The 22,410-nt window shown below is 69.7% G+C and carries 14 protein-coding genes; 12 read left to right on the top strand and 2 right to left on the bottom strand.

All coding sequences use genetic code 11. The features are described from left to right. Positions 1–60: 60 nt before the first annotated feature. The gene (locus tag ABT304_RS27655; RefSeq protein WP_350720208.1) at positions 61–1,251 is read left to right on the top strand and encodes a hypothetical protein; all 1,191 of its coding nucleotides are present in this window, start codon (positions 61–63) and stop codon (positions 1,249–1,251) included. Next, positions 1,248–2,141, top strand: a complete 894-nt coding sequence (locus ABT304_RS27650; protein WP_350720206.1) for a hypothetical protein — start codon at positions 1,248–1,250, stop codon at positions 2,139–2,141. The genes ABT304_RS27655 and ABT304_RS27650 overlap by 4 nt, the downstream gene beginning before the upstream one ends. Positions 2,142–2,144: 3 nt before the next feature. Here the strand turns inward: ABT304_RS27650 and ABT304_RS27645 are convergent, their stop codons facing one another. Then, entirely contained in the window at positions 2,145–2,780 is a 636-nt protein-coding gene (locus ABT304_RS27645; protein WP_160023234.1) for a TetR family transcriptional regulator, read from the bottom strand. A gap of 174 nt (positions 2,781–2,954) precedes the next feature. Here ABT304_RS27645 and ABT304_RS27640 point away from each other — a divergent pair, with 174 nt between their 5' ends. The 8 genes from ABT304_RS27640 (at position 2,955) to ABT304_RS27605 (ending at position 14,754) form a co-directional block, all read left to right on the top strand. Next, positions 2,955–5,081, top strand: a complete 2,127-nt coding sequence (locus tag ABT304_RS27640; protein WP_350720204.1) for an acyl-CoA dehydrogenase family protein — start codon at positions 2,955–2,957, stop codon at positions 5,079–5,081. Positions 5,082–5,158: 77 nt separating this feature from the next. Beyond that, positions 5,159–7,849, top strand: coding sequence for a P-loop NTPase fold protein (locus ABT304_RS27635; protein ID WP_350720203.1), 2,691 nt, complete (start codon positions 5,159–5,161; stop codon positions 7,847–7,849). 201 nt (positions 7,850–8,050) lie between these two features. After that, complete coding sequence (locus tag ABT304_RS27630; RefSeq protein WP_350720201.1) at positions 8,051–10,063, top strand: right-handed parallel beta-helix repeat-containing protein; 2,013 nt, start codon at positions 8,051–8,053, stop codon at positions 10,061–10,063. A 51-nt stretch (positions 10,064–10,114) separates the two neighbouring features. Beyond that, on the top strand, positions 10,115–12,295 hold the full coding sequence (locus ABT304_RS27625) for an acyl-CoA dehydrogenase family protein (protein ID WP_350720199.1): 2,181 nt from the start codon (positions 10,115–10,117) through the stop codon (positions 12,293–12,295). Beyond that, positions 12,292–12,813 (top strand): FAS1-like dehydratase domain-containing protein, encoded by a 522-nt coding sequence (locus ABT304_RS27620; protein ID WP_350720197.1) that lies wholly within the window; start codon positions 12,292–12,294, stop codon positions 12,811–12,813. The genes ABT304_RS27625 and ABT304_RS27620 overlap by 4 nt, the downstream gene beginning before the upstream one ends. Beyond that, a complete protein-coding gene (locus tag ABT304_RS27615) occupies positions 12,810–13,214 on the top strand; it encodes a Zn-ribbon domain-containing OB-fold protein (RefSeq protein WP_350720195.1) in 405 nt (134 codons plus the stop codon). Before ABT304_RS27620 ends, ABT304_RS27615 begins: the two co-directional genes overlap by 4 nt. Further along, positions 13,211–13,594 carry a MaoC family dehydratase gene (locus tag ABT304_RS27610; protein ID WP_350720193.1) on the top strand — a complete coding sequence of 128 codons (384 nt, stop codon included), beginning with the start codon at positions 13,211–13,213 and terminating at the stop codon, positions 13,592–13,594. Before ABT304_RS27615 ends, ABT304_RS27610 begins: the two co-directional genes overlap by 4 nt. Next, positions 13,591–14,754, top strand: a complete 1,164-nt coding sequence (locus ABT304_RS27605; protein WP_350720191.1) for a lipid-transfer protein — start codon at positions 13,591–13,593, stop codon at positions 14,752–14,754. Before ABT304_RS27610 ends, ABT304_RS27605 begins: the two co-directional genes overlap by 4 nt. Here ABT304_RS27605 and ABT304_RS27600 read toward each other — a convergent pair. After that, positions 14,751–15,329, bottom strand: coding sequence for a hypothetical protein (locus tag ABT304_RS27600; RefSeq protein ID WP_350720189.1), 579 nt, complete (start codon positions 15,327–15,329; stop codon positions 14,751–14,753). The genes ABT304_RS27605 and ABT304_RS27600 overlap by 4 nt on opposite strands. A gap of 266 nt (positions 15,330–15,595) precedes the next feature. On the opposite strand from ABT304_RS27600, the gene ABT304_RS27595 reads away from it, so the two are divergent. Next, positions 15,596–16,984: an alpha-amylase gene (locus ABT304_RS27595; RefSeq protein WP_350720187.1), complete on the top strand. Its 1,389-nt coding sequence runs from the start codon at positions 15,596–15,598 to the stop codon at positions 16,982–16,984. Positions 16,985–17,115: 131 nt separating this feature from the next. After that, positions 17,116–22,407 (top strand): pullulanase-type alpha-1,6-glucosidase, encoded by a 5,292-nt coding sequence (gene pulA, locus ABT304_RS27590; protein WP_350720185.1) that lies wholly within the window; start codon positions 17,116–17,118, stop codon positions 22,405–22,407. The last annotated feature ends 3 nt before the right edge of the window (positions 22,408–22,410 follow it).

Raw genomic sequence — 22,410 nt, 5'->3', positions numbered from 1 at the left:
CCGGCATACTGCGACGCGAAGTTTTTCAGTCACCGGGGACGAACCGAAAGCCACCAGAACTTGTCTCGACGACGCAGTGCGTTCGCCACCACGGCCGTGGTCGCGGTCTTCGCCTGGTTCTACTCGTTCGCGTTGGCGGTCCCGATCGACACCGGCAGCGTGTCCGCGCTCTGGCAAGCGCGCGGACACGAGTGGTTCGGGGCGTTCCTGGCTCAGATGCTCGACGGCCTGTCGTTCCTCTGGGGATCGGTGATCCGTTACGAGTACGCCGTCGCGCCCGACTCCGCGTGGCCGGTGCTGGTCTTCGTCGTCCTCCTCTCCGTGTTGGTGTACGTGAGCCTCCGAACCGGAGCAGACGGCCCCTACGCGGTCGCGGGCCGGGTGCTGGGTGCGTCCCTGCTGGCGGGCGGGATGACGAACCTGTTCGTCATCCTCGGGGACGTCGAGGCTTCCCCGGACGGGGCCGCGATGCTGTCGGGGATGGTGTGGTCGCTCCCGGACGACGGGATCTGGCTCGGCCTCAGCCTCGGACTGGTCGGCGGCGTGGTGGCGGCGCACGTGGTGGCGTTGGCCCAGCTCACGGCCGCTGCGATGGAACAGGGCGAACGTGGCGACTCGCCCGCGCCGGTGAAGACGCGGAGGCTGAGTCCTGCGCAGGGACGAGCGCGGGCGGTTCGGGTCGCGACCTGGGGTGCGCTCCCGACGCTGGCACTCGCGCTCGTCGGCGGCTTCGCCTGGGACTACGGTCCCGACGTCTACTCCGACGCCGCCGTCGGTGCGCGCCAAGCCTGGGTGCAGATGGTCTGGTTCGCCCATGCCAGCCTTGCCGCGCCCGATGACCCCTACTCGCTCGGTGGCACGTTCGACACGTTGATCTGGCTACCGCGCACGCTGAGCTCACTCGTCCTGGTGGCACTCATCTGGCTCGCGATCCGTCTGATGATGGCGCGCTGGCAGCGCGGCGTCGAGCCGAGTGCGCTCGGTGTCATCATGCGGTGCTGGGGCATGGTCGCGGTGCTCGCCGTGGTCGTTGGTCTGGTCGAGGGAGCCGTCTTCCCGGCTCCCGAGCTCGCCCTGCCGGCCTACACCCGGGCGTTCGACAACGTCGCCGACGCGCTTCGCTTCGCTGCCTGCTTCGGCTGGTCGACCGGCGTCGCCGTGGCCCTCGCGCTTCGGCTGTCCGGCGGATCCGGATCCGTTACTGAGCCGGAGTCGGCTGAGCGTCTACCCGAGGGGAGCATGGACCGATGACCAGGCAGAGGGCTGAGGAGCCCGAGGAGGCCGCGGCGGAGGCGCCGGCGCCGGTACCGGCCGAAGACGTACGCCGCCGGGGTGTGTTGCCGTGGACGGTGTCGCTGCTGAAGAAGCCGACCGCGTGGGTCGTCGGCGTGGTCCTGGTCGCGCTGGGGGCGACGTTCGGCTCCGGCCTGCAGAATCTCTTCACCGGCCTCCTCCCCGAAGGGTGGAGCGATCCGGGCAAGGGCATCCACCTGGTGGACGTGCGCAGGCAGGAGATGAGCGGGCCGGTGCTGATCCCGGACGGTGCGAGCGCCGCGCCGTTCAAGAGCTTCGACCAGGCGCGCAGTGCGGTCAACGATCTCGACTGGCAGGCGAAGCACGAGTGGTACGCCGTGGAAAACGTGACCTGGGAGGTCACCCTGGTCGGCCGGCACAGTGAGGACGTGGTGATCACTGATCTGCGGCCGAAGCGTTCCGGGCCCTGCACGTCGATCCTGCGCCAGGGCACGGTCGTGGAAGACGTTCCCCAAGGTGGAGGGGGAGACAAGATCCTGCTACGGACGGACCTGGGTGCGCCGGTGCCGGCGCTTACCTCCGAGGAGGACGGTTCGCCCTACTTCACCAGCCGGACGGTGACCCTCTCCAAGGGAGAGACGGTGGTCATCCCGATCACGGCGACGAGCTCGGGGCCCACATGCCGCTGGGTGCTCGTGGTCGACTACGTCGACCACGGCAAGCGCGAGACGATGACCATCAAGGCTCCTGGCGGCCGCGAGTTCGGGATCACCGGCACCCCCGAGGGGCATCCCTATCGGCTCAGCTGGATCCATGAGTGCGAGCGGGCGATGAGGCCCGAGGACTGGGCTGAGCGCAAGAAGGACAAGAACTACTGCCCGAGGTGATCCTCAGCGCAGCAGCAGGCGTACGGCTACGTCGATCGACTTCTCGACGTCCTTCTCGTCCATGCGGCCGGTGACCCAGGAGATGAGCGCGGAGAGCCATACGTCGGAGATGATCCGGATGATGGCGGCCTCCTCCTCGGTGACCTCGCCGTGGTCGGGGGTGCCGTGCATGGCGCGAGCGATGACGGTGGTCAGGCTCGTGCCGACCTCGTGGATCTCGCCGGTCACCGACTGGTCGGCGAACATGAAGGCGCGGACCAGGGCCTCGGTGAGTTTGGGCTGCTTCTGCAGGGCGCGGGTGCGGCGGTTGAGGACGTACATGATCCGCTCGTGGGCGGTGTCGCCCGGCGTCGCGCGGACGGCGGAGCGGTCGACGTCCTTGGTGAACTCACGCGCCAGCGCGGAGACCAGCAGGTGGATCTTCGAGGGGAAGTAGCGGTAGAGGGTGCCGAGCGCGACCTCGGCCTGCTCGGCGACGGCGCGCATCTGCACGGCGTCGAAGCCGCCCTCGGCTGCCAGGGTGATCGTGGCGTCGAGGATGCGCCGACGGCGCTCTCGCTGGGCTGCGGAACCGCCGGTGGGTGCGGTGGCCGGCCTCGGGCCATCGGTGTCGCGTGGCTCCGTGCTGACGGACGTCACTGTGGGTCCCCCTAGGACTATGACCGGATCTCGATCTGTGGCTCTCAGGCTAACCGCAACGGCGCCCGAGAGTGAAACACGTTCCTCCGTGAGTCTAGACTTGTAACACGTTCTACATCAGTCTCTATTCCTGAAGGCCGCGGAACCAGGCGGAAATCGTAGTAGGAGGTCCCTGTGCCGATCGGCATCACCGACGAACACCAAGCCCTCAGCGAGAGCCTGCGGGACTGGGCCAAGGGGCTGGGTGGCATCGCGATCGCCCGCGCCGCCGAGGGCACCGCCTCCGCGGACTTCGACGAGGTGTGGCGAGGTGTCGAGGAGTACGGCGTCGCCGGCATCGCGGCGCCCGAGCCGAACGGTGGCGGCGGGACGCTGCTGGACGCGGCCGTGGCGCTCGAGGCCTGCGCCCATGAGCTGCTTCCCGGCCCGCTGCTCGGCAGCACGGTCGCCGCCTTCCACGCGGGAGCGGCCGGGCTCGGCGACGTGGTGGGCGCCGTCACCGCCGGCGGCTGCGGGATCGCGCTCGACCCGGATCTCGAGGTCGGCGACAGGCTCCGGGGAACGGTCCCGGTCGTCTACGACGGTGGCGGAGCCGCCCGGCTGCTGCTCGGTGCCCGCGGCGCCGACGGCGAGGAGCGCTGGTTCTTCCTGGCGGCGGAGCAGACGGACGTACGCCCTCAGGCGGGTCCCGATCTGACCAGGAGGGTCGCCGAGGTGCGGGTCGACATCGATGCCCGCGAGGCGGTCGAGGTCGCGGGCCTGCGTGCCGAGGCGGTGCGGCGTACGGCTCTCACGCTCGCTGCCGCGGAGGCGTCCGGGATCGCGCAGTGGTGCCTGACGACGGCCGTGGAGTACGCGAAGGTGCGCGAGCAGTTCGGGGCGCCGATCGGGTCGTTCCAGGCGATCAAGCACCTGTGCGCCCAGATGCTGGAGACCGCCGAGGCGGTGGCCGCTGCCGCGTGGGATGCGGCCGCATCGGCCGAGGGCGGCGACGTCGACCAGTGGGCCTTCGCAGCCGAGGTGGCCGGCGTCACCGCGCTGGACGGAGCGGTCCGGGCGGCCCAGGACTGCATCCAGGTCCTCGGTGGCATCGGCTTCACCTTCGAGCACGACGCCCATCTCTACCTGCGCCGCGCGGTCGCCCTACGGAGCCTTCTCGGCGGTGGCGACGCCCATGCGGTCGCGCTGGCGGAGCACGCCGTGGCCGGCATCCGGCGTTCGGTCCGTGTCGACCTCGACGGCAAGGACGACGCGATCCGTCCCCGAGTGCGAGAAGCCGTGGCCGCGATCGCGGCGCTTCCCGAGGCGGAGCGCCGGGACGCGCTCGTCGACGCGGCCCTTCTCGCGCCGCACTGGCCTGCTCCGTACGGGCTCGGTGCCGGTCCGGTCGAGCAGCTCGTCATCGACGAGGAGCTCGCCGCGGCCGGGGTGTCGCGCCCCGACATCAAGATCGCCGGGTGGGCGGTGCCGACCATCCTGAAGCACGGCACCGACGCCCAGCGCGAGCAGTTCGTCGACGCCTCGCTGCGCGGCCGGATCGTCTGGTGCCAGCTCTTCAGCGAGCCCGGCGCCGGCTCCGACCTGGCCTCGCTGGCGACCCGCGCCGAGCGGGTCGAGGGCGGCTGGCGGCTCACCGGCCAGAAGGTGTGGACCTCGCTCGCGGCCGACGCCGACTGGGCGATCTGTCTGGCGCGTACGAACCCCGACGTCCCCAAGCACAAGGGCATCACCTACTTCCTGGTGGACATGCGCAGCGAGGGGATCGACGTCCGCCCGCTGCGCGAGCTGACCGGTGACGCTCTCTTCAACGAGGTCTTCCTCGACGGCGTCTTCGTGCCCGACGAGCTCGTCGTCGGGGAGGTCGACGGCGGCTGGCGCCTGGCACGTACGACGCTGGCCAACGAGCGGGTCGCGATGGCCTCGACCAACCTCGGCGGCAGCGTCGAGCGCGCGGTGGTGCTCGCCGGCGGTCGCGGTGAGGCCGATCTCGCCAGGGTCGGCCATGCGGTCGCGCTCTCCACGGTCTGCGCGCTGCTCGGTGTCCGCTCCACGCTCAAGGCGCTCGCCGGGCGCGGACCGGGCGCGGAGTCCTCGGTGGCCAAGCTCTTGACCGTACGCAACCGCCAGGACGCCTCCGAGCTCGTCGTCGACCTCCTCGGCCCGCTGGCGCTCACCGACGACCCGCAGGTCCGCGAGGATCTGCACCAGTCCCAGCTCACCCGCTGCCTCTCCATCGCCGGCGGCACCACCCAGGTGCTTCGCAACGTGGTCGCCGAGCAGATCCTGGGACTGCCACGCTGAGCGGGCGGATTTCGCCTGACGGGTGGCGCTCGAGACGCTAGGTTGCTGTCGCCGATCTCGAGGACCCAGGAGCTCACGTGCCACACGACGGCGCAGCCGCAGCACCGAACGAGGCACCAACGATCGAACGGGAGAGCCACGGGCACAGCGCCGACGGCGGTGTCGCCTCGTCGCGCGCGATCCTGCGGCGTACGAAGGAGCAGGTCGGCCCCTATCACCAGGACGCGCGCGACGCCCGGTGGGCGCTCGCCCGGGCGACGCTGCTGGCGCCGCGGAGCGAGCTCGGCGGCGCGGACGCCGACGGGAGGCAGTTCCGGGCCGAGCGGTGCGCGCAGGTGTTCGTCGAACATCTCGACGAGGCGGTGGCCGCCCACGGAGCGCCGAGCTGGCAGGCCCGGAGCGCTCGGGCGGAGCTCTCCCGGGCCTACCGGCTCCTGCTCGAGGACCCGACCAGCCAGGTCCGGGTCTACGACGACCACCTCCGGGCAGTGCTGGCCGAGGGCACGTATCGGATGATCGACCAGGTCCGGGCGCGCCAGGACCTGGCCAACGCGTACGCAGACATCCACAAGTTCGACGAGGCGATCGCGCTCTACCAGGAGAACGTCGACAACCTCGAGCGTTCGGAGCGGTTCGGGGCGCACAGCCGCTACAGCGATCACGCCCGGCGGCTGCTCGACTGGGCGCAGCAGGCGCGCCGCGACGTGGGGGCCGACAGGATGCCGGTACGCCGCCCGCGGCTGCGGCCCTCCGCCCACCGCCACGCGGTGCCGCTCGAGGACGGGCCGGCGATGGCCGACCTGCTCGGTGTCGACGGCGACGTCGACGCCCTCGGCCGAATGATCGCGGCCAGGTCGACCCAGCCGCCGCTGGCGATCGCCCTGCTGGCGCCGTGGGGCGGCGGCAAGTCGACCTTCATGCGGCTGCTCAAGCACAAGGTGGAGGTGGAGCTCCCCGCCGAGGACCCGGCCACCTTCCACACCAGTGTCGACGTGGTCGAGTTCAACCCCTGGCACTACAGCGACACCCACGTCATGGTCGGAATGTCCCGCGCGATCTTCGAGTCGCTGACCCGCTATCTGGAGCGCCGCGTCGCCGAGGGTGGGTCGACCGAGACGTCCTGGCGTGAGCAGGTCGAGGAGCGCAAGGCGCTGACGGCGACGCGGAGCCGCCTGGAACGCACCCAGGACGCCTTGCGGACCAACTCCGTGGTGCAGCGCCCGCGCGCGGCGCTGATCGCGCTGCGTACGCTGCCCGACCTCGTCCTCGGCCGCAACCACAAGGTCATGCGCATCCTGGTGATGCTCAGCGCGGCGTCGTTCGTCCTCGCCCTGGCGGCGGTGCTCGGCTGGGAGGCATGGGGCATCGATGTCGGCGCCAGGGTGCGCGCGTGGGCGGACGTCGTGCTGCGCTCGGCACCGGCGCTGCTGGTGCTCTCCACGGTCTGGGCGACGATCCTGGAGGGTGTGCCGAAGGCGGCAGCCATCCACCGGAAGGTGCGCTCCGGCGCGTCCTGGCTGGTCGGCTTCGTGGCGGCGGGTGTCGATGCCGAGATCGGTCGCATCGACGAGCGGCTGAAGCGGACCGAGGCACGCCCGACCACGGCAGCCGTGGCCGATTTGGAGACGATTCTCAGCGACCCGGAGCGGGCCGCCGAGCGCGACGTGCAACGCGGTGTGGTCGGCGTGCTCCAGACCCAGTTCGAGGAGCTGGCCGAGGCGTACGGCCTGGGCCGCGACGGCGCGCTCGGCACCCAGGTCGCCGCCGACGACCTCCGGATTCGCCGGATCGTGCTGCACGTCGACGACCTCGACCGGTGCCGTCCGGAGCGTGTCGTCGAGGTCCTGCACACCCTCAACCTGCTGCAGGCGACGCGCCTCTTCGTCGCCGTGGTCAGCGTCGACCCGCGCTGGCTGCGGCGGTCGCTGCGAGAGCTCGACCCGACCCGCCCCGGGGATCCGGACGCCTCCGAGGTGAGCGGCCGGCTTCGGGACGAGATCGGCGACCCGCTGGACTTCCTCGACAAGATCATCCAGATCCCGTACGCCCTGCGGCCGATGAACGCCGCCAACGCCGAGGAGTACTTCAGCCGCCTGGTGCGCAGCCACGACCTGGACGATCCCCGGATCGAGGAGCCCGACCCGGAGGCCGCGGTCGGCGCGGGGACCGCGCCGCCGGCCGCGCCCGAGCACCTGGACCAGCGTCGCCCGGCCCTGCAGCTGACCGTGACGCCGCGGGAGTGGGACTACCTCCGACCGCTGGCCGCCGCGCAGGAGACGCCTCGGGCGGTGAAGCGGTTCCTCAATCTCTACCAGCTGCTGCGGCTGACCTCGGGGCTCGGGATGGAGGAGGAGGAAGGCATCCTCGGTGATGACGTCCATGCCGCGCGGCGGGCCGCCGCGACCCTGCTGGCCGTGCTGGTGGGTGCGCCGCGGCAGGGCTCCGAGCTCCTGGCCGAGATGCTGTCGGTCGATGCTCCTGAGCACACGCTGGACGCCCTGGTGGACGACCTGCAGAGCAGGCACCTGCACGACCCGAGCGGGCCGCACCTACGGCGGCGGAAGGCCGGCACGGGTCGCTGCGACGTGTGTGTGGGGTGGCGCCGGATCCGTGATGTCGTGCGTCCGCCGGGCTCTTCCGATGGGGAGGCCGGGTTGACTGACGACCGTCCGCGGGTCAGCGACTTCCGGCCCTGGGTGGGTGAGGTGGCCCGGTTCAGCTTCCACTCCGAGGCGATGGGGCTTGCCGGAGTCGTCGACCGCTCGTAGTGGCGTGTCGTGGGTGGGCGTCGCCGACGCCCACCTCGGGAGGGCATGAACCGCTAGGCTGCTCGTGGGTCGAACCTTTCAGTCAGGAGGCGCGGTTGTCGGTCAGGACGATGCGCGTGAAGGCCAAGGCGCGACGTGGCTATCCCACTATCCGGGCGGCGCTCGCGGAGGCCGCTCGATCGTTCGGGGAAGCCAGGATCTTTGATCGAGCCGGGGACCTACGACGAGCAGCTGATCGTGCGCGGAGACGTCTCGCTGGTTGCCCGGACACCCGGAACGGTGACGATCCGCGCAGCTGCGGGTCAGGTTCTCGACAGCGATGGCGCGGTGAGGCTGTCCGGGCTGCGGTTCGAGGCTGATGCCGGGGAGGTCATCGTGTGCCGGGGCGGGTCGCTCGTGGCACACGACATCGACGTCGAGACCCGCGGCCACATCACCCTCTGGGCCGCGCCGGGCACCCTCGTCGAGGCTCGGGACTCCACCTTCCGTGGCGGGCGGGTGCTCTTCGCAGGGGCTTCGGGGACCGTCGAGAGCTCGGAGCTGTTCGACTCTGCGGACAACGCGATCGCGGCGATCGAGGGCGCGCGACTCGATGTCCGCGACTGCCGCATCGAGCGTCCCCGGCACAGCGCGGTGCGGGTCGAGGCAGGCTCGTCCGTGACGATCCGTGCGGGCCACTTCGCATCGAGCCACGACACGATGGTCGCCGTGATCGGTGCTGCGGCGCGGGCCGAGATCGATGGCACGAGCATCGAGGACGCGGGCACGGCGATCGGCTTCGCCGAGGGCGCGACCGGAAGCGTACGCAACGTGACGGTGCGCCACGCCCGGCATGCGTTCTCGTCGCGCTCAGGGGCGAACCCGACGGTGAGCGACTCTGCCTTCCTGGACTGCGTCGAGACCGGGATCGACATCTCCGAGCGCGGCGCCGGCACCTTCAAGAACTGTGTCATCCGCGACACCGGATCCGTCGGTGTCAACATCGTGGGAGACGGCGCCGCGGTCGGCCAATGGGGCACCGTCGACGTCAGAGGCTGCACGATCGAGGGCGCTTCGGTGGGCATCGCTCTCCTCGGCGCTGAGGGCCGCTTCCGTGACTGCCGGCTCAGCCGGCTCCGCTTCGCCGGGGTCAGGCTCCTGGGTGCCTCGGCAGCGACCTTCGACGAGTTGACCCTCACTCAGACTCCGGTCGGACTCGACGTCCGCGGAACGTCGACGGGGACCTTCACAAGGGCGAAGCTCGGCGAATGCCGCCCTCTGGCCGTATCGGCTGCGGAGGAGGCGCGCATCGTGATCGCGGAGAGCGCCTTGACGGACTCCGGCGCCGGGGCGGGCATCCAGGGCTCGGCAAGTCTGGTGATGAAGGACTCCGAGCTTCGAGATCTGGAGTCGTTCGGGGTGGTTGTCATGGCCGCAGCCACGCTTGTGCTCGAAGACAGCCGGCTGCTGGGCCCCGGTGCCATCGGCGTCATCGGGATCCACGATGCGTTCGTCGACGTCAGAGACACGACGGTGAAGGACGCGGCAGACATCGGATTCCGTCTGCTCGACACGTGCAGCGGTCAGATCGTCGGATGCATCGTGACGGCAGCGGGCGGGCTCGCGGTGGCCAAGAACGACTACGTGCGTGTCGTCGGGCTGACCTCGTCGCTTCGGACGGTCACGGACAGCTCGGCGAGCGCGAAGGACGCGACGGTCCGGCAGGTGACGACCGTCTACGGTCCGTTCGTGTTGGGGGATGCCATCGGGCCGATGGCCTGGGGAAACGGGTCTGTGACGCAGACCCAGGAAACCGAGGAGAGATCGATGAGCAGTGCTGGCGGAGACGTGCCCCATGTCGGTGGGCCGGTCGTCCATGGAGGGGTCAGCGGGCAGATGGCTTGGGGCAACAAGGAGAGCACCCAACATCAGACTCGCTCGCAGCTGACGTGGAACGAGTCGAGCGACGTCGCAACGGTCGTCGCTCAGGTGCTGCAACAGCTCGGTGCCCTCGGGCTCCCCGAGGATGAGCTGAAAGACGCAGTGGCCGAAGGTCAGCTGGTGCTCGCCGAGGTGGCCAAGGAGGAGCCTGACCGCACGGTCGTACGCCGGGGCATCAACTATCTCAAGGGAGTGGTCGCCGCGATCGCGACCGGTGCGGTCGTCGGTGTGAACCAGGGCGCCGCCGAGATCGGTCAGCAGATCGTCAAGGATCTGGGCGGCCTCGTCATCTGAAATCCGTGATCGGCTCTCGCGCCTGGAAGTAGAACACGTTACAGTTTCGGTATGGGAGACGAGACGCTCGATGCCGTACGCAGTGTGGTGGCCGAGGTCCTCGCCCGGGAGTCCGACCGCAGTGACTGGTCGGCCTGGGCGAGCGCCGGCCTGACCGCACTGCCCGTGCCGGAAGCCCTGGGCGGCGAGGGGTTCGGCCTGACCGAGATCGCCGTCCTGCTGCGGGAGACCGGGCGCCATGCGGTGCGGGTGCCGGTCTGGGAGACCCTCGTGGTCGGCGCGCTGACGGTCGCCGGCCACGGGACGCCCGAGCAGCAGGACTCGATCCTGCCCAAGGTGGCGAGCGGCGAGACGCTGCTGACCCCGGCGTGGCTCGAGCCGGGACGACCCGAGACCCCGGCCGCGACCTTCCGTGACGGCACCGTGAGCGGCCGCAAGACCGGGGTGACGTACGCCGCCGAGAGCTCGCGCCTCCTGGTCACCGCGACTGCTACCGACACCGGAGAACCGGTCGTGGTGCTCGTCGACCCGAGAGGTCCGGGCATCACGCTGGCTCCCGCGAGCGCGTCGGGCGAGGTGCCCCAGCACACCGTCGTGCTCGAGGACGCCCCGGCAGAGCCGCTGGGCCCGGGGGCCTTCGGGGCTCTGACCGGTCTCGCGACCGCCGGGTTGGCGGTGAGCGCCGCGGGCGTGCTCTCCGGCGCCCGGGACCTGACCGCCGGCTACGTGAAGAACCGGCAGCAGTTCGGCCGTGCGCTCGCCGAGTTCCAGGCGGTCGCGCTGCAGCTGGCCGACATCTACGTCACCTCGCGCACGCTCGACCTCGCAGCCGACAATGCGATCGCCGCCATCGCGGACGGGCGAGCGGCCGCGGTCGACCTGAAGGTCGCCTCCTACTGGGCCAGCCAGGTCGCGCCGTACGCCTTCCGCACCTGCCACCATCTCCACGGCGGCATGGGGGTCGATGTGACCTACCCGCTGCTCGCGTACACGACCTGGGGCACCGACATCGCCCACCTGGTCGACACCCCGGCCGAGGCGGTCCCGGTCGAGACCCCCGAGGCCAAGAACCTCGAGCTCACCGAGGCGCAGCGTTCGCTGAAGGCCGAGGTCAGGGCCTACTTCGCCGGTCTCTCGCACGAAGGCGAGCCTGGCGACCCCGGCCCCGAGGGCTCCTGGGACCGGCACGGTCCGACCTACCAGAAGCTCATCAAGCAGCTCGGCGACGACGGCTGGATGGGCGTCGGCTGGCCCAAGGAGTACGGCGGTCACGGCCTCGGCGAGGTCGAGCAGACGATCTTCGCCAACGAGGCGCAGTACGCCGACGTGCACCTGCCGGCGGTCACCCTGCAGACGGTCGGCCCGACGCTGATCCGCTACGGCACCGACAAGCAGAAGAAGATGTTCCTCAACCGGATCCTCGCCGGTGAGGTGCACTTCGCGATCGGCTACTCCGAGCCCGAGGCCGGCACCGACCTGGCCTCGCTGCGCACCACGGCCAGGCTCGACGGCGACCACTACGTCGTCAACGGCCAGAAGCTGTGGACCACCGGCGGCCATGCCGCCGACTACATCTGGCTGGCCGTGCGCACCGACCCGGACGCTCCCAAGCACAAAGGCATCTCGATCCTCATCGTCGACACCACCGACCCCGGCTTCTCCTGGACCCCGATCATCACCGCGGACGGCTCCCACCACGTCAACGCGACGTACTTCAACGACGTCCGCGTCCCCGCCGACATGCTGGTGGGGGAGGAGAACAAGGGTTGGAAGCTGATCACGACCCAGCTCAACCATGAGCGCGTCATGCTCGGCCCGGCCGGCCGGATCGAGGGTCTGCGCGACCGCGTCTTCGGCTGGGCACGGTCCCAGGGCATCACCGAGCGCCCGGACGTACGCGCGCTGATCGGGAAGACCACCGCCGTCTTCCGGGTCAACGAGCTGCTCAACTGGGAGGTTGCGCGCGCGGCCGAGAGCGGCGAGATCGAGGTCGCCGACGCGTCCTCATCGAAGGTCTTCGCCGCCGACCAGATCCAGCACCTGCTCGCCGACTTGATCGCACTCGTCCATCGCCATGGCGACCCCGGGGATCCCGCCACGAAGAGCCTGCTCGACTATCTCGACGCCCAGGCGAAGCGGAACCTCGTGCTCACCTTCGGCGGCGGCGTCCAGGAGGTCCAGCGCGAGCTGATCGCCATGTTCGGGCTCGGGATGCCGAGGGTGCCGCGATGACCGAGCGCGAGAAGCAGACGCTGGTGGACGAGGCCGTCCACGAGAAGATCATGGCCGCCGCCGAGGAGATCACGGCATGGGGCGAGGCCGCCGAGCGCGACGCCCGCGACCTGGTCAACCAGCCCACGATCAACAACTGGCTCGAGGCGATGGGCCTGGAGTCCGAGCGGTTCCACCAGGGCGAGGCGCCGCCGTCGATGGCGCAGGTGTGGACGATGTACGGGCAGGGTGGTCGTCATCCCGACCGTGATCCGCTGCATGCGATGATGAACGTGCTCACCGACGCCGGATTCCACGGCGTCCTCGGCACCAACTCCGAGCAGAGCTACGACCGCTACCTCCGCGTGGGCGAGCAGGTTCGCGTCACCACCGCGCTCGACTCCGTCGTCGGTCCGAAACAGACCGGGATGGGCGTGGGCTACTTCGTCACTTCGAAGAGCACCTGGTACGTCGGCGAGGAGCGGGTCGCCACCATGCTGTTCCGTGTCCTCAAGTTCATCCCCAAGGCGACGGCATGAGCGGCCCCGTGCGGCCGGTGATTGGCCGGGACAACGCGTACTTCTTCGAGGGCACCGCCAAGCAGGAGCTCCGCATCCAGAGCTGCAACGCCTGCGGCACCCTGCGGCACCCGCCCGGCCCAGCATGCCTGGCGTGCGACGCCTACGACCGTGGCTACGTCGTCGCGAGCGGCGAGGGGACGGTCTACTCGTTCACCGTCGTCCATGCCCCGAAGCTGCCCGGCAAAGAGCTGCCGCTGGTGGTCGCCCTGCTGGACCTGCCCGAGGGCGTACGCCTCGTGGCGGAGGTGACCGGCGTGCCACCTGAGGGCGAGGAGAGCCTGAGGATCGGCGAACGCCTGGTCGTGGACTGGAACATCATCGACGAGGAGCTGACGCTCCCGATCTGGAGGCGACCGTGACGCTGCGGACCGGAGAGAAGCTGCCCGCCTGGGAGCTCCCGATCACCCCGACCCTGGTCGTCTCGACCGCGCTCGCGACCCGGGACTTCCAGGACGTGCACCACGACCGCGACCGTGCCCAGGCGGCCGGCTCGAAGGACATCTTCATGAACATCCTGACCTCGACGGCGCTGTGCGAGCGCTACGTCACCGACTGGGCGGGCACCGACGTCCAGATCAAGGGCATCGCGATCCGGCTGGGCGCCCCGGCCTACCCCTACGACACGCTGTCGTTCTCCGGCGAGGTCACCGAGGTGGCGGACGGTGTCGCCACCATCAAGGTCACCGGATCGGTCTCCCTCGGTGCCCATGTGACCGGGACCGTGAGGGTCGCCGCATGAGCCTGAGCGGGAAGGCGGCGATCGTCGGTATCGGGGCGACCGAGTTCTCCAAGAAGTCCGGGCGATCCGAGCTGCAGCTGAGCGTCGAGGCGACCAGGGCCGCGCTCGCGGACGCCGGCCTCACGCCTGCGGACGTCGACGGGCTGACCACGTTCACCATGGACACCAGCTCCGAGATCGCGCTGGCCCGCGAGCTCGGGATGAGCGACCTGAGGTTCTTCTCGCGGATCAACTACGGCGGCGGAGCGGCCTGCGCGACGATCCAGCAGGCCGCGATGGCGGTCGCGACCGGCGTCGCCGACGTCGTGGTCGCCTACCGTGGCTTCAACGAGCGCTCGGGCCAGCGGTTCGGCCAGGTGCAGCCCTGGGCTGCCCAGCAGGTCAACACGAACGGCATCGACAACGCCTGGACCTACCCGCTCGGTCTCTCGACCCCTGCGGCGACGGTCGCCATGCAGGCGCGCCGCTACATGCACGACTACGGCGTGACCAGCGAAGACTTCGGCGCCGTGGCCGTCGCCGACCGGCGCCACGCCGCGACCAACCCCGCCGCGTTCTTCTACCAGAAGCCGATCACCCTCGAGGACCACCAGGCCTCCCGGATGATCGCCGACCCGCTCCACCTGCTCGACTGCTGCCAGGAGTCCGACGGCGCCGTCGCGATCGTCGTCACCAGCCCCGAGCGGGCCCGCGACCTGCCGAACCCGCCGGTCACCATCGCCGCGGCCGCCCAGGGCAGCGCCGCCGACCAGTACGTGATGACGTCCTACTACCGCGACGAGATCGGCATCCCCGAGATGGGCGTGGTCGCCAAGGATCTCTGGCGCCAGTCCGGCGTCACTCCGGCCGACATCGACACCGCGGTGCTCTACGACCACTTCACCCCCTACGTCCTCATGCAGCTCGAGGAGCTCGGCTTCTGCGGCAGGGGAGAGGCGAAGGACTTCGTACGCGACGGAGCCATCGAGCTCGGCGGACGGCTCCCCGTCAACACTCACGGCGGTCAGCTCGGCGAGGCCTACCTGCACGGCATGAACGGCATCGCCGAGGGCGTACGCCAGGTGCGCGGCACCTCGGTGAACCAGGTCGCCGGCGCCGCCCATGTGCTCGTCACCGCGGGCACCGGCGTGCCCACGAGCGGGCTGGTGCTCTCCCGCTAATCGGTGATGTCGCCGGAATAGCCGTACGTCGTGTCGTGCCAGGTGCCGTTGGCTGCACTGGTGGCGTGGAACTCGGACCACGTGATGTTGGCGTTGGTGATGGGCGAGAAGTACATGGCGGGCGATGGCCGTGGCCCGGTGCAGGTGCCTGTTGCGTCGCACTGCCAGTCGAAGTCTGCGACGTGGCCGCTGAGCGGGTATTGGGGATTGAACTCGCCGGTCAACCGGAGGATGCGCAGGCCGTGGAAGGTGCCGGTGAGGCCCGCGCTGATCGTTCCGGTGCCGCCCGGGCTGACCCCCGCGAAGCTGGTCCAGGTGCCGTCGTACTCGATGCGGAAGCAGTAGTGCTTCTGACCGATCTTCCACACCTGGACATGCTGGAGATAGGAGTCGAGGGCCCAGACGTGGCCGTCGCTGGCGATGTCCGCCACGTTCGTGTTGCCGATGGTCACGTCGTACAGCGTCGGCCTGTCGGTCGGGCATGAGTCCAGGTCGGTGGGGACCGCCGAGGCAGGTGAGATGCCGGCGGCCAGCAGGCCGACGCAGAGAGCCAGTGCGATGAGAATCCGGCGCATGGCGCCACCCCCCGTTCTTCACGGGCATGCGCCGGGGACATTCCTGGGCGTGTCGTGAGTTCTTTCCAACATAGGTCTCGCTGGCGACGCCGTCGATACGCCATGTTGACGATTCGGTGGTGCTGGTCAGTCTCCCGACTGCGCTGAAATTTTGCGCAAGCTCTTGCAGCGAGATGGGCCAGCGGGTTGACGTGTGACGGCGATCACCCTACGGTCGTGCTGCAAGATCTTGCAGCAAGATTCATATCCCCTACGCAGGAGGAACCATGGCCAGAAAGTCCATGGCTGCCGCACTTGCCCTCTCGGCGGGAGCTGCTGTCGCGCTCACGATCCCGGTCTCGGCCCCGGCACAGGCCGCGCCACCGGGAGACAAGGACGTCACCGCGGTGATGTTCGAATGGAACTTCGCCTCGGTGGCCCGCGAATGCACCAGCACGCTGGGCCCGGGCGGCTACGGCTACGTCCAGGTGTCCCCACCCCAGGAGCACATCCAAGGCTCGCAGTGGTGGACGTCCTACCAGCCCGTCAGCTACAAGATCGCGAGCCGACTGGGTGACCGCACCGCCTTCAAGAACATGATCGACACCTGCCACGCCGCCGGCGTGAAGGTCGTCGCCGACGCCGTCATCAACCACATGTCCGCGGGCTCCGGCACCGGCACCGGCGGCTCGTCCTACAGCAAGTACGACTACCCGGGCCTCTACTCGTCGTTCGACCTGGACAATTGCACCGCACAGATCAGCAACTACCAGGACCGCACCAACGTCCAGGAGTGCGAGCTGGTCGGCCTCGCAGATCTCGACACCGGCGAGGAGTACGTCCGCGGCAAGATCGCCGGCTACCTGAACGATCTGCTCTCGCTCGGCGTCGACGGCTTCCGGATCGACGCCGCCAAGCACATGGCCGCCTCCGACCTGGCCAACATCAAGTCCCGCCTCAGCAACCCCAACGTCTACTGGAAGCAGGAGGCGATCTACGGCGCGGGGGAGGCGGTCTCGCCCAGCGAGTACCTGGGCAACGGCGACGTCCAGGAGTTCCGCTACGCCCGCGATCTGAAGCGGGTCTTCAACAACGAGAACCTCGCCTACCTGAAGAACTACGGCGAGGGCTGGGGCTACATGTCCTCGGGCAGCTCGGCCGTCTTCGTCGACAACCACGACACCGAGCGCGGCGGCGACACGCTCAACTACAAGGACGGCGCCAACTACACCCTGGCCAACGTCTTCATGCTGGCCTGGCCCTACGGCTCGCCCGACATCCACTCCGGCTACGAGTGGAGTGACAAGGACGCCGGCCCGCCCAACGCCGGCGCCGTCAACGCCTGCTGGCAGGACGGCTGGAAGTGCCAGCACGCCTGGTCCGAGATCAAGAAGATGGTCGCCTTCCGCAACACCGCCCGCGGTCAGGCGGTCACCAACTGGTGGGACAACGGCGGTGATGCGATCGCCTTCGGGCGAGGCAGCAAGGCGTACGTCGCGATCAACCACGAGTCCTCGTCGCTGACCCGCACCTTCCAGACGTCGCTGGCAGCTGGCACCTACTGCGACGTACAGAGCGGCACCAACGTCACCGTGAACGGCTCCGGCCAGTTCACCGCCACCCTCGGGTCCAACACCGCCCTCGCGCTGCACGTCGGCGCGATGACCTGCGGCTGACCCACATCGTCCGGCCGTCCGGCGCCGCCCCCATAGCCGCCGGACGGCCGGTCTCCATCGCACGCCCCCCCGCACAGCCCAGAGAGGCCCTCAAGGTGATTCGAAGAAGTGGCGCACACGGCGCGCCCCGCATGGCAGCGACCGTGCTCGCGACCGCACTGCTCGCCACGGTGCTGCAGACGGCCACGACGGAGTCGGCGACCGCCGCTGCTCCGAAGCCGCCGTCGGACGCGAAGCTGGCCGCCGAGCCGGCCCGTCACGAGGCGACGAAGGAGCAGTTCTACTTCGTGCTGCCCGACCGGTTCGCCAACGGTGAGACCGCCAACGACAAGGGCGGCCTGACCGGCAGCCGTACCGAGACCGGGTTCGACCCGGCCGACAAGGGCTTCTACCAGGGTGGCGACCTCCAGGGCCTCACCGATCGGCTCGACTACATCAAGGGCCTTGGCACCACAGCGATCTGGATGGCGCCGATCTTCAAGAACAAGCCCGTCCAGGGCGAGGGCGCGAACGCCTCGGCCGGCTACCACGGCTACTGGATCACCGACTTCACCCAGGTCGACCCGCACTTCGGCACCAACGAGGACCTCGAGACGCTCATCGACGCGGCTCATGCCAAGGGCATGAAGGTCTTCTTCGACGTCATCACCAACCACACCGCCGACACCGTCGACTACGCCGAGAAGAAGTACGGCTACCGCCCCAAGGGCGCCTTCCCCTACCTGGACACCGAGGGCCGTCCCTTCGACGACGCAGACCCGTCCTCGGACGACGCGAAGGTCGACGAGGACTCGTTCCCCTACACCCCGGCCAACACCGGCGAGATGGTGCCGTCCTGGCTCAACGACCCCACGCTCTACCACAACCGCGGCGACTCCACCTGGGAGGGCGAGTCGACCACGTACGGCGACTTCAGCGGCCTGGACGACCTGTGGACCGAGCGCCCCGAGGTGGTCGAAGGGGTGACGAAGATCTACCAGCGGTGGGTCCGCGACTTCGACATCGACGGATTCCGCATCGACACCGTCAAGCACGTCGACCTCGACTTCTGGACCGAGTGGGCGACCGCTCTGGACGCGTACGCCGCCAAGCAGGGTCGCGAGGACTTCTTCATGTTCGGCGAGGTCTACTCCGCCGACAGCGACGTCACCTCGCCGTACGTCACCCGCGGCCGCCTGGATGCCACCTTGGACTTCCCGTTCCAGGACGCGGCCCGTGCCTACGCCTCGTTGGGCGCTCCGGCCGACCGGATCGCCGGAGTCTTCGCGGACGACTACAAGTACGCCACGGACAAGGCGAACGCCTACGAGCAGGTCACCTTCCTCGGCAACCATGACATGGGCCGGATCGGCACCTTCCTCGCCGCCGACCACCCCGACGCCACCGACGCCGAGCTCGTCCAGCGCGCCCGGCTCGCGAACGAGCTGATGTTCCTCTCCCGCGGCAACCCGGTCGTCTACTACGGCGACGAGCAGGGCTTCACCGGCGCCGGCGGCGACAAGGACGCCCGCCAGACGCTGTTCGGCTCGAAGGTCGCCGACTATCTCGACGACGACCAGATCGGCACCGACCGCACGCATGCCGACGACGCGTACGACACCAACCACCCGCTCTACAGCGCAATCGCCGCCCTGGCGAAGCTGCGTAAGGACCACCCGGCGCTGACCGACGGCACCCAGCACGAGCTCTACGCCCAGGACCCCGTCTACGCGTTCTCGCGCACCGGAGAGGACCGCGAGTACGTGGTCGCGGTCAACAACGCCGCCGAGGCGAAGACCGTCACCCTGCCCGTGGAGTCGGTCGCCTTCACGACGATCTACGGCGGCGACGCCACCGAGACCGCCGCCGACGGCGCGATCGAGGTGACCGTCCCGGCGCTCTCCTCGGTCGTCCTGCGCGCCGACGCGGAGCTCCCGAAGGCCACCGCGAAGCCCACCCTGTCGCTGACCGCGCCGGACCCCGGCGCCACCGGCACGGTCACCCTCTCCGCGGACCCGGGGGAGACCGACGGAGCCCGCGTCGTCTTCGCCGCCCAGGTCGGCAACGGCACGTGGCGCACGCTCGGCTCGGTCGACCACGCCCCGTACAAGATCACCCAGTACGTCCCCGAGACCGTCGCCGCCGGCACCGCGCTGCGCTACAAGGCGGTGGTGGTCGACCGCGACGGGCGCACCGCGAGCGACCTGGCCGAGACCACGGCCGGACAGGCGCCCGAGGCCGAGAACCCGAGCGCCGTCGACCGTGACTACGCGGTCGTGCACTACCGGCGGGCCGACGGCGACTACGCCGGCTGGACCCTACGGGCCGGGGACCAGAGCGGCGGGTTCGTCGGCCGCGACGCCTACGGCGCCTTCGCCTGGGTCAAGCTCCCCGACGGCGCGTCCTCGGTGACGTACACGGTCGAGAAGGACGGCACCGCCGACGGCGGCGAGCGGACGATCGATCTCGCCGAGACCGGCGAGGTCTGGGTCGAGGCCGGCGGCGACGCCCAGCAGACCACCAGGCCCGACGGCGTCTACCCGGCGCCCGACACGTCCAAAGCGGTCATCCACCTGCACCGCGCCGACGGGAACTACGACGGCTGGGGCCTGCACACCTGGACCGGCGCCGCTCAGCCGACCGAATGGTCCAAGCCGCTGCAGCCCACCGGCAAGGACGCCTACGGCGTCACCTTCGAGGTGCCGCTGGTCGACGGGGCCACCTCGCTCAACTACATCGTCCACAAGGGCGACGAGAAGGACATCCCCAACGACCGCTCGCTCGACCTGACCACCTACGGCCACGAGGTGTGGCTCAACTCCGGCGACACCGGCTACCTGCTGCCGTCGGTCGGCTCGGCACCCGAGCTCGACCTGGCCAAGGCGCACGCACAGTGGATCGACGAGACAACTGTGGTGCTGCCCAAGGAGATGGCGAGCGGCTCGGCGCTGTCCACGCAGCTGGTCTACGACCGTGACGGCGGCATCACCGTCGAGGACGGTGCGCTGAGCAGCGAGGGCCACTGGCTGCGGCTGCAGAACGCGTCGTTGACCGAGGAGCAGAAGGCGGAGTTCCCGCACCTGCGGGACTACGCCGCCTTCACCGTGGATCCCCGCGATCGTGACCGGATCCGGGAAGCGCTCGAGGGCCAGCTGCTGCTCACCCAGCGCATCGGCAACGGCGCCCTGGTCACGGGCACCGGTGTGCAGACGCAGGGGATCCTCGACGACCTCTACGCCGCGAAGGCCGAGAGGGCGTCGCTCGGACCGGTGTTCAAGGACGGCAGGGTCACCCTGTCGGTGTGGGCGCCGACCGCCCACGACGTGAAGCTCGAGCTCGGTACGAAGAAGGTCTCGATGCGCCGTGACGACGCCAGCGGCGTCTGGTCGGCGACCGGCTCCGCCACGGCCTGGCGCGACAAGGAGTACCGCTATGCCGTGACCGTGTGGGCGCCGAGCGTGCAGAAGCTCGTCACGAACAAGGTCACCGACCCCTACTCGGTCGCGCTCACCGCCGACTCCGAGCGCAGCCTCGTCGTCGACCTCGGAGACAGATCGCTCGCGCCGAAGGGCTGGACGACCCTGAAGAAGCCGAAGGCCGTGGCGATGAAGGACGCCCAGATCCAGGAGCTCCACATCCGCGACTTCTCCGTCGAGGACGAGACCAGCGAGCATCCCGGTGGCTACCTCGCCTTCGCCGACGAGGACAGCGACGGAGTGAGGCACCTGCGCAAGCTGGCCGAGGCCGGTACGTCGTACGTCCACCTGCTGCCGGCCTTCGACATCGCCACGATCCCGGAGAGGAGGAGCGACCAGACCACGCCCGACTGCGACCTGGCGTCCTACGCGCCGGACAGTGACGAGCAGCAGGAGTGTGTCGCCGCGGCAGCGGCGAAGGATGCGTACAACTGGGGCTACGACCCCTACCACTACACGGTCCCGGAGGGCTCCTACGCCACCGATCCGGACGGCACCGACCGGACGGTCGAGTTCCGGCAGATGGTGAAGTCGCTCAACGAGGACGGTCTGCGCGTCGTCATGGACGTGGTCTACAACCACACCACCAGCAGCGGCCAGGCGAAGACGTCGGTGCTCGACAAGATCGTGCCCGGCTATTACCAGCGGCTCCTCGCCGACGGTTCCGTCGCCAACTCCACCTGCTGCTCCAACACCGCCCCCGAGAACACGATGATGGGCAAGCTGGTCGTCGACTCGATCGTGACCTGGGCCAAAGAGTACAAGGTCGACGGCTTCCGCTTCGACCTGATGGGGCACCACCCAAAGGCCAACATCCTGGCCGTCCGCAAGGCCCTCGACACGCTTACGCTCGAGAAGGACGGTGTCGACGGGAAGAAGATCATCCTCTACGGCGAGGGCTGGAACTTCGGCGAGATCGCCGACGACGCCCGCTTCGTGCAGGCCACCCAGAAGAACATGGCCGGCACCGGCATCGCCACCTTCAGTGACCGCGCCAGAGATGCCGTACGCGGTGGCGGCCCGTTCGACGCCGACCCGGGCGTCCAGGGCTTCGCGAGCGGCCTCTACACCGACCCCAACTCCTCGGCCGCCAACGGCACCGAGGCGGAGCAGCGGGCGCGGCTGCTGCACTACCAGGACCTGATCAAGGTCGGGCTGTCCGGCAACCTCGCCGACTACGCGTTCACCGACACCGCGGGCAACCAGGTGAAGGGATCGCAGGTCGACTACAACGGCTCGCCGGCCGGCTACGCGGAGGCGCCCGGAGACGCGCTCGCCTACGCCGACGCCCACGACAACGAGTCGCTCTACGACGCGCTCACCTTCAAGCTGCCCGCCTCGACCAGCGCCGCGGACCGCTCCCGGATGCAGGTGCTCGCGATGGCCACGGCCGCGCTCTCCCAGGGCCCGGCGCTGTCCCAGGCCGGCACCGACCTGTTGCGCTCGAAGTCGCTGGACCGCAACTCCTACGACTCCGGCGACTGGTTCAACGCCATCCACTGGGACTGCGACGCCGGCAACGGCTTCGGTCGCGGTCTGCCGCCGGCGGCAGACAACGAGGACAAGTGGCCCTTCGCCGAGCCGCTGCTGGCTTCGACCTCGGCGCCGGGCTGCTCGGAGATCGACGGTGCCTCGGCCGCCTACCAGGACCTGCTGAGGATCCGTACGGACGAGCCGGCCTTCCACCTGTCCACCACCGGTCAGGTCCAGGAGAAGCTCGCGTTCCCGCTCTCGGGGAAGGACGAGACGCCGGGTGTGATCACCATGCGCCTCGGTGACCTCGTGGTCGTCTTCAACGCGACCACGACGGCGCGGCAGCAGACGGTGAAGGACGCCGAGGGCGCCGGCTACCGCCTGCACCCGATCCAGGCCGAGGGCTCAGACGAGGTCGTGAAGACGGCCACGTTCGAGGCGGGCTCGGGCACCTTCACGGTGCCTGCCCGGACGGTGGCGGTCTTCACCCGCTGAGCG

The organism is Nocardioides sp. NPDC000445, from assembly GCF_040300245.1.
Taxonomy (GTDB): Bacteria; Actinomycetota; Actinomycetes; order Propionibacteriales; family Nocardioidaceae; genus Nocardioides.
This window is presented reverse-complemented; position numbering and strand designations above follow the sequence as displayed.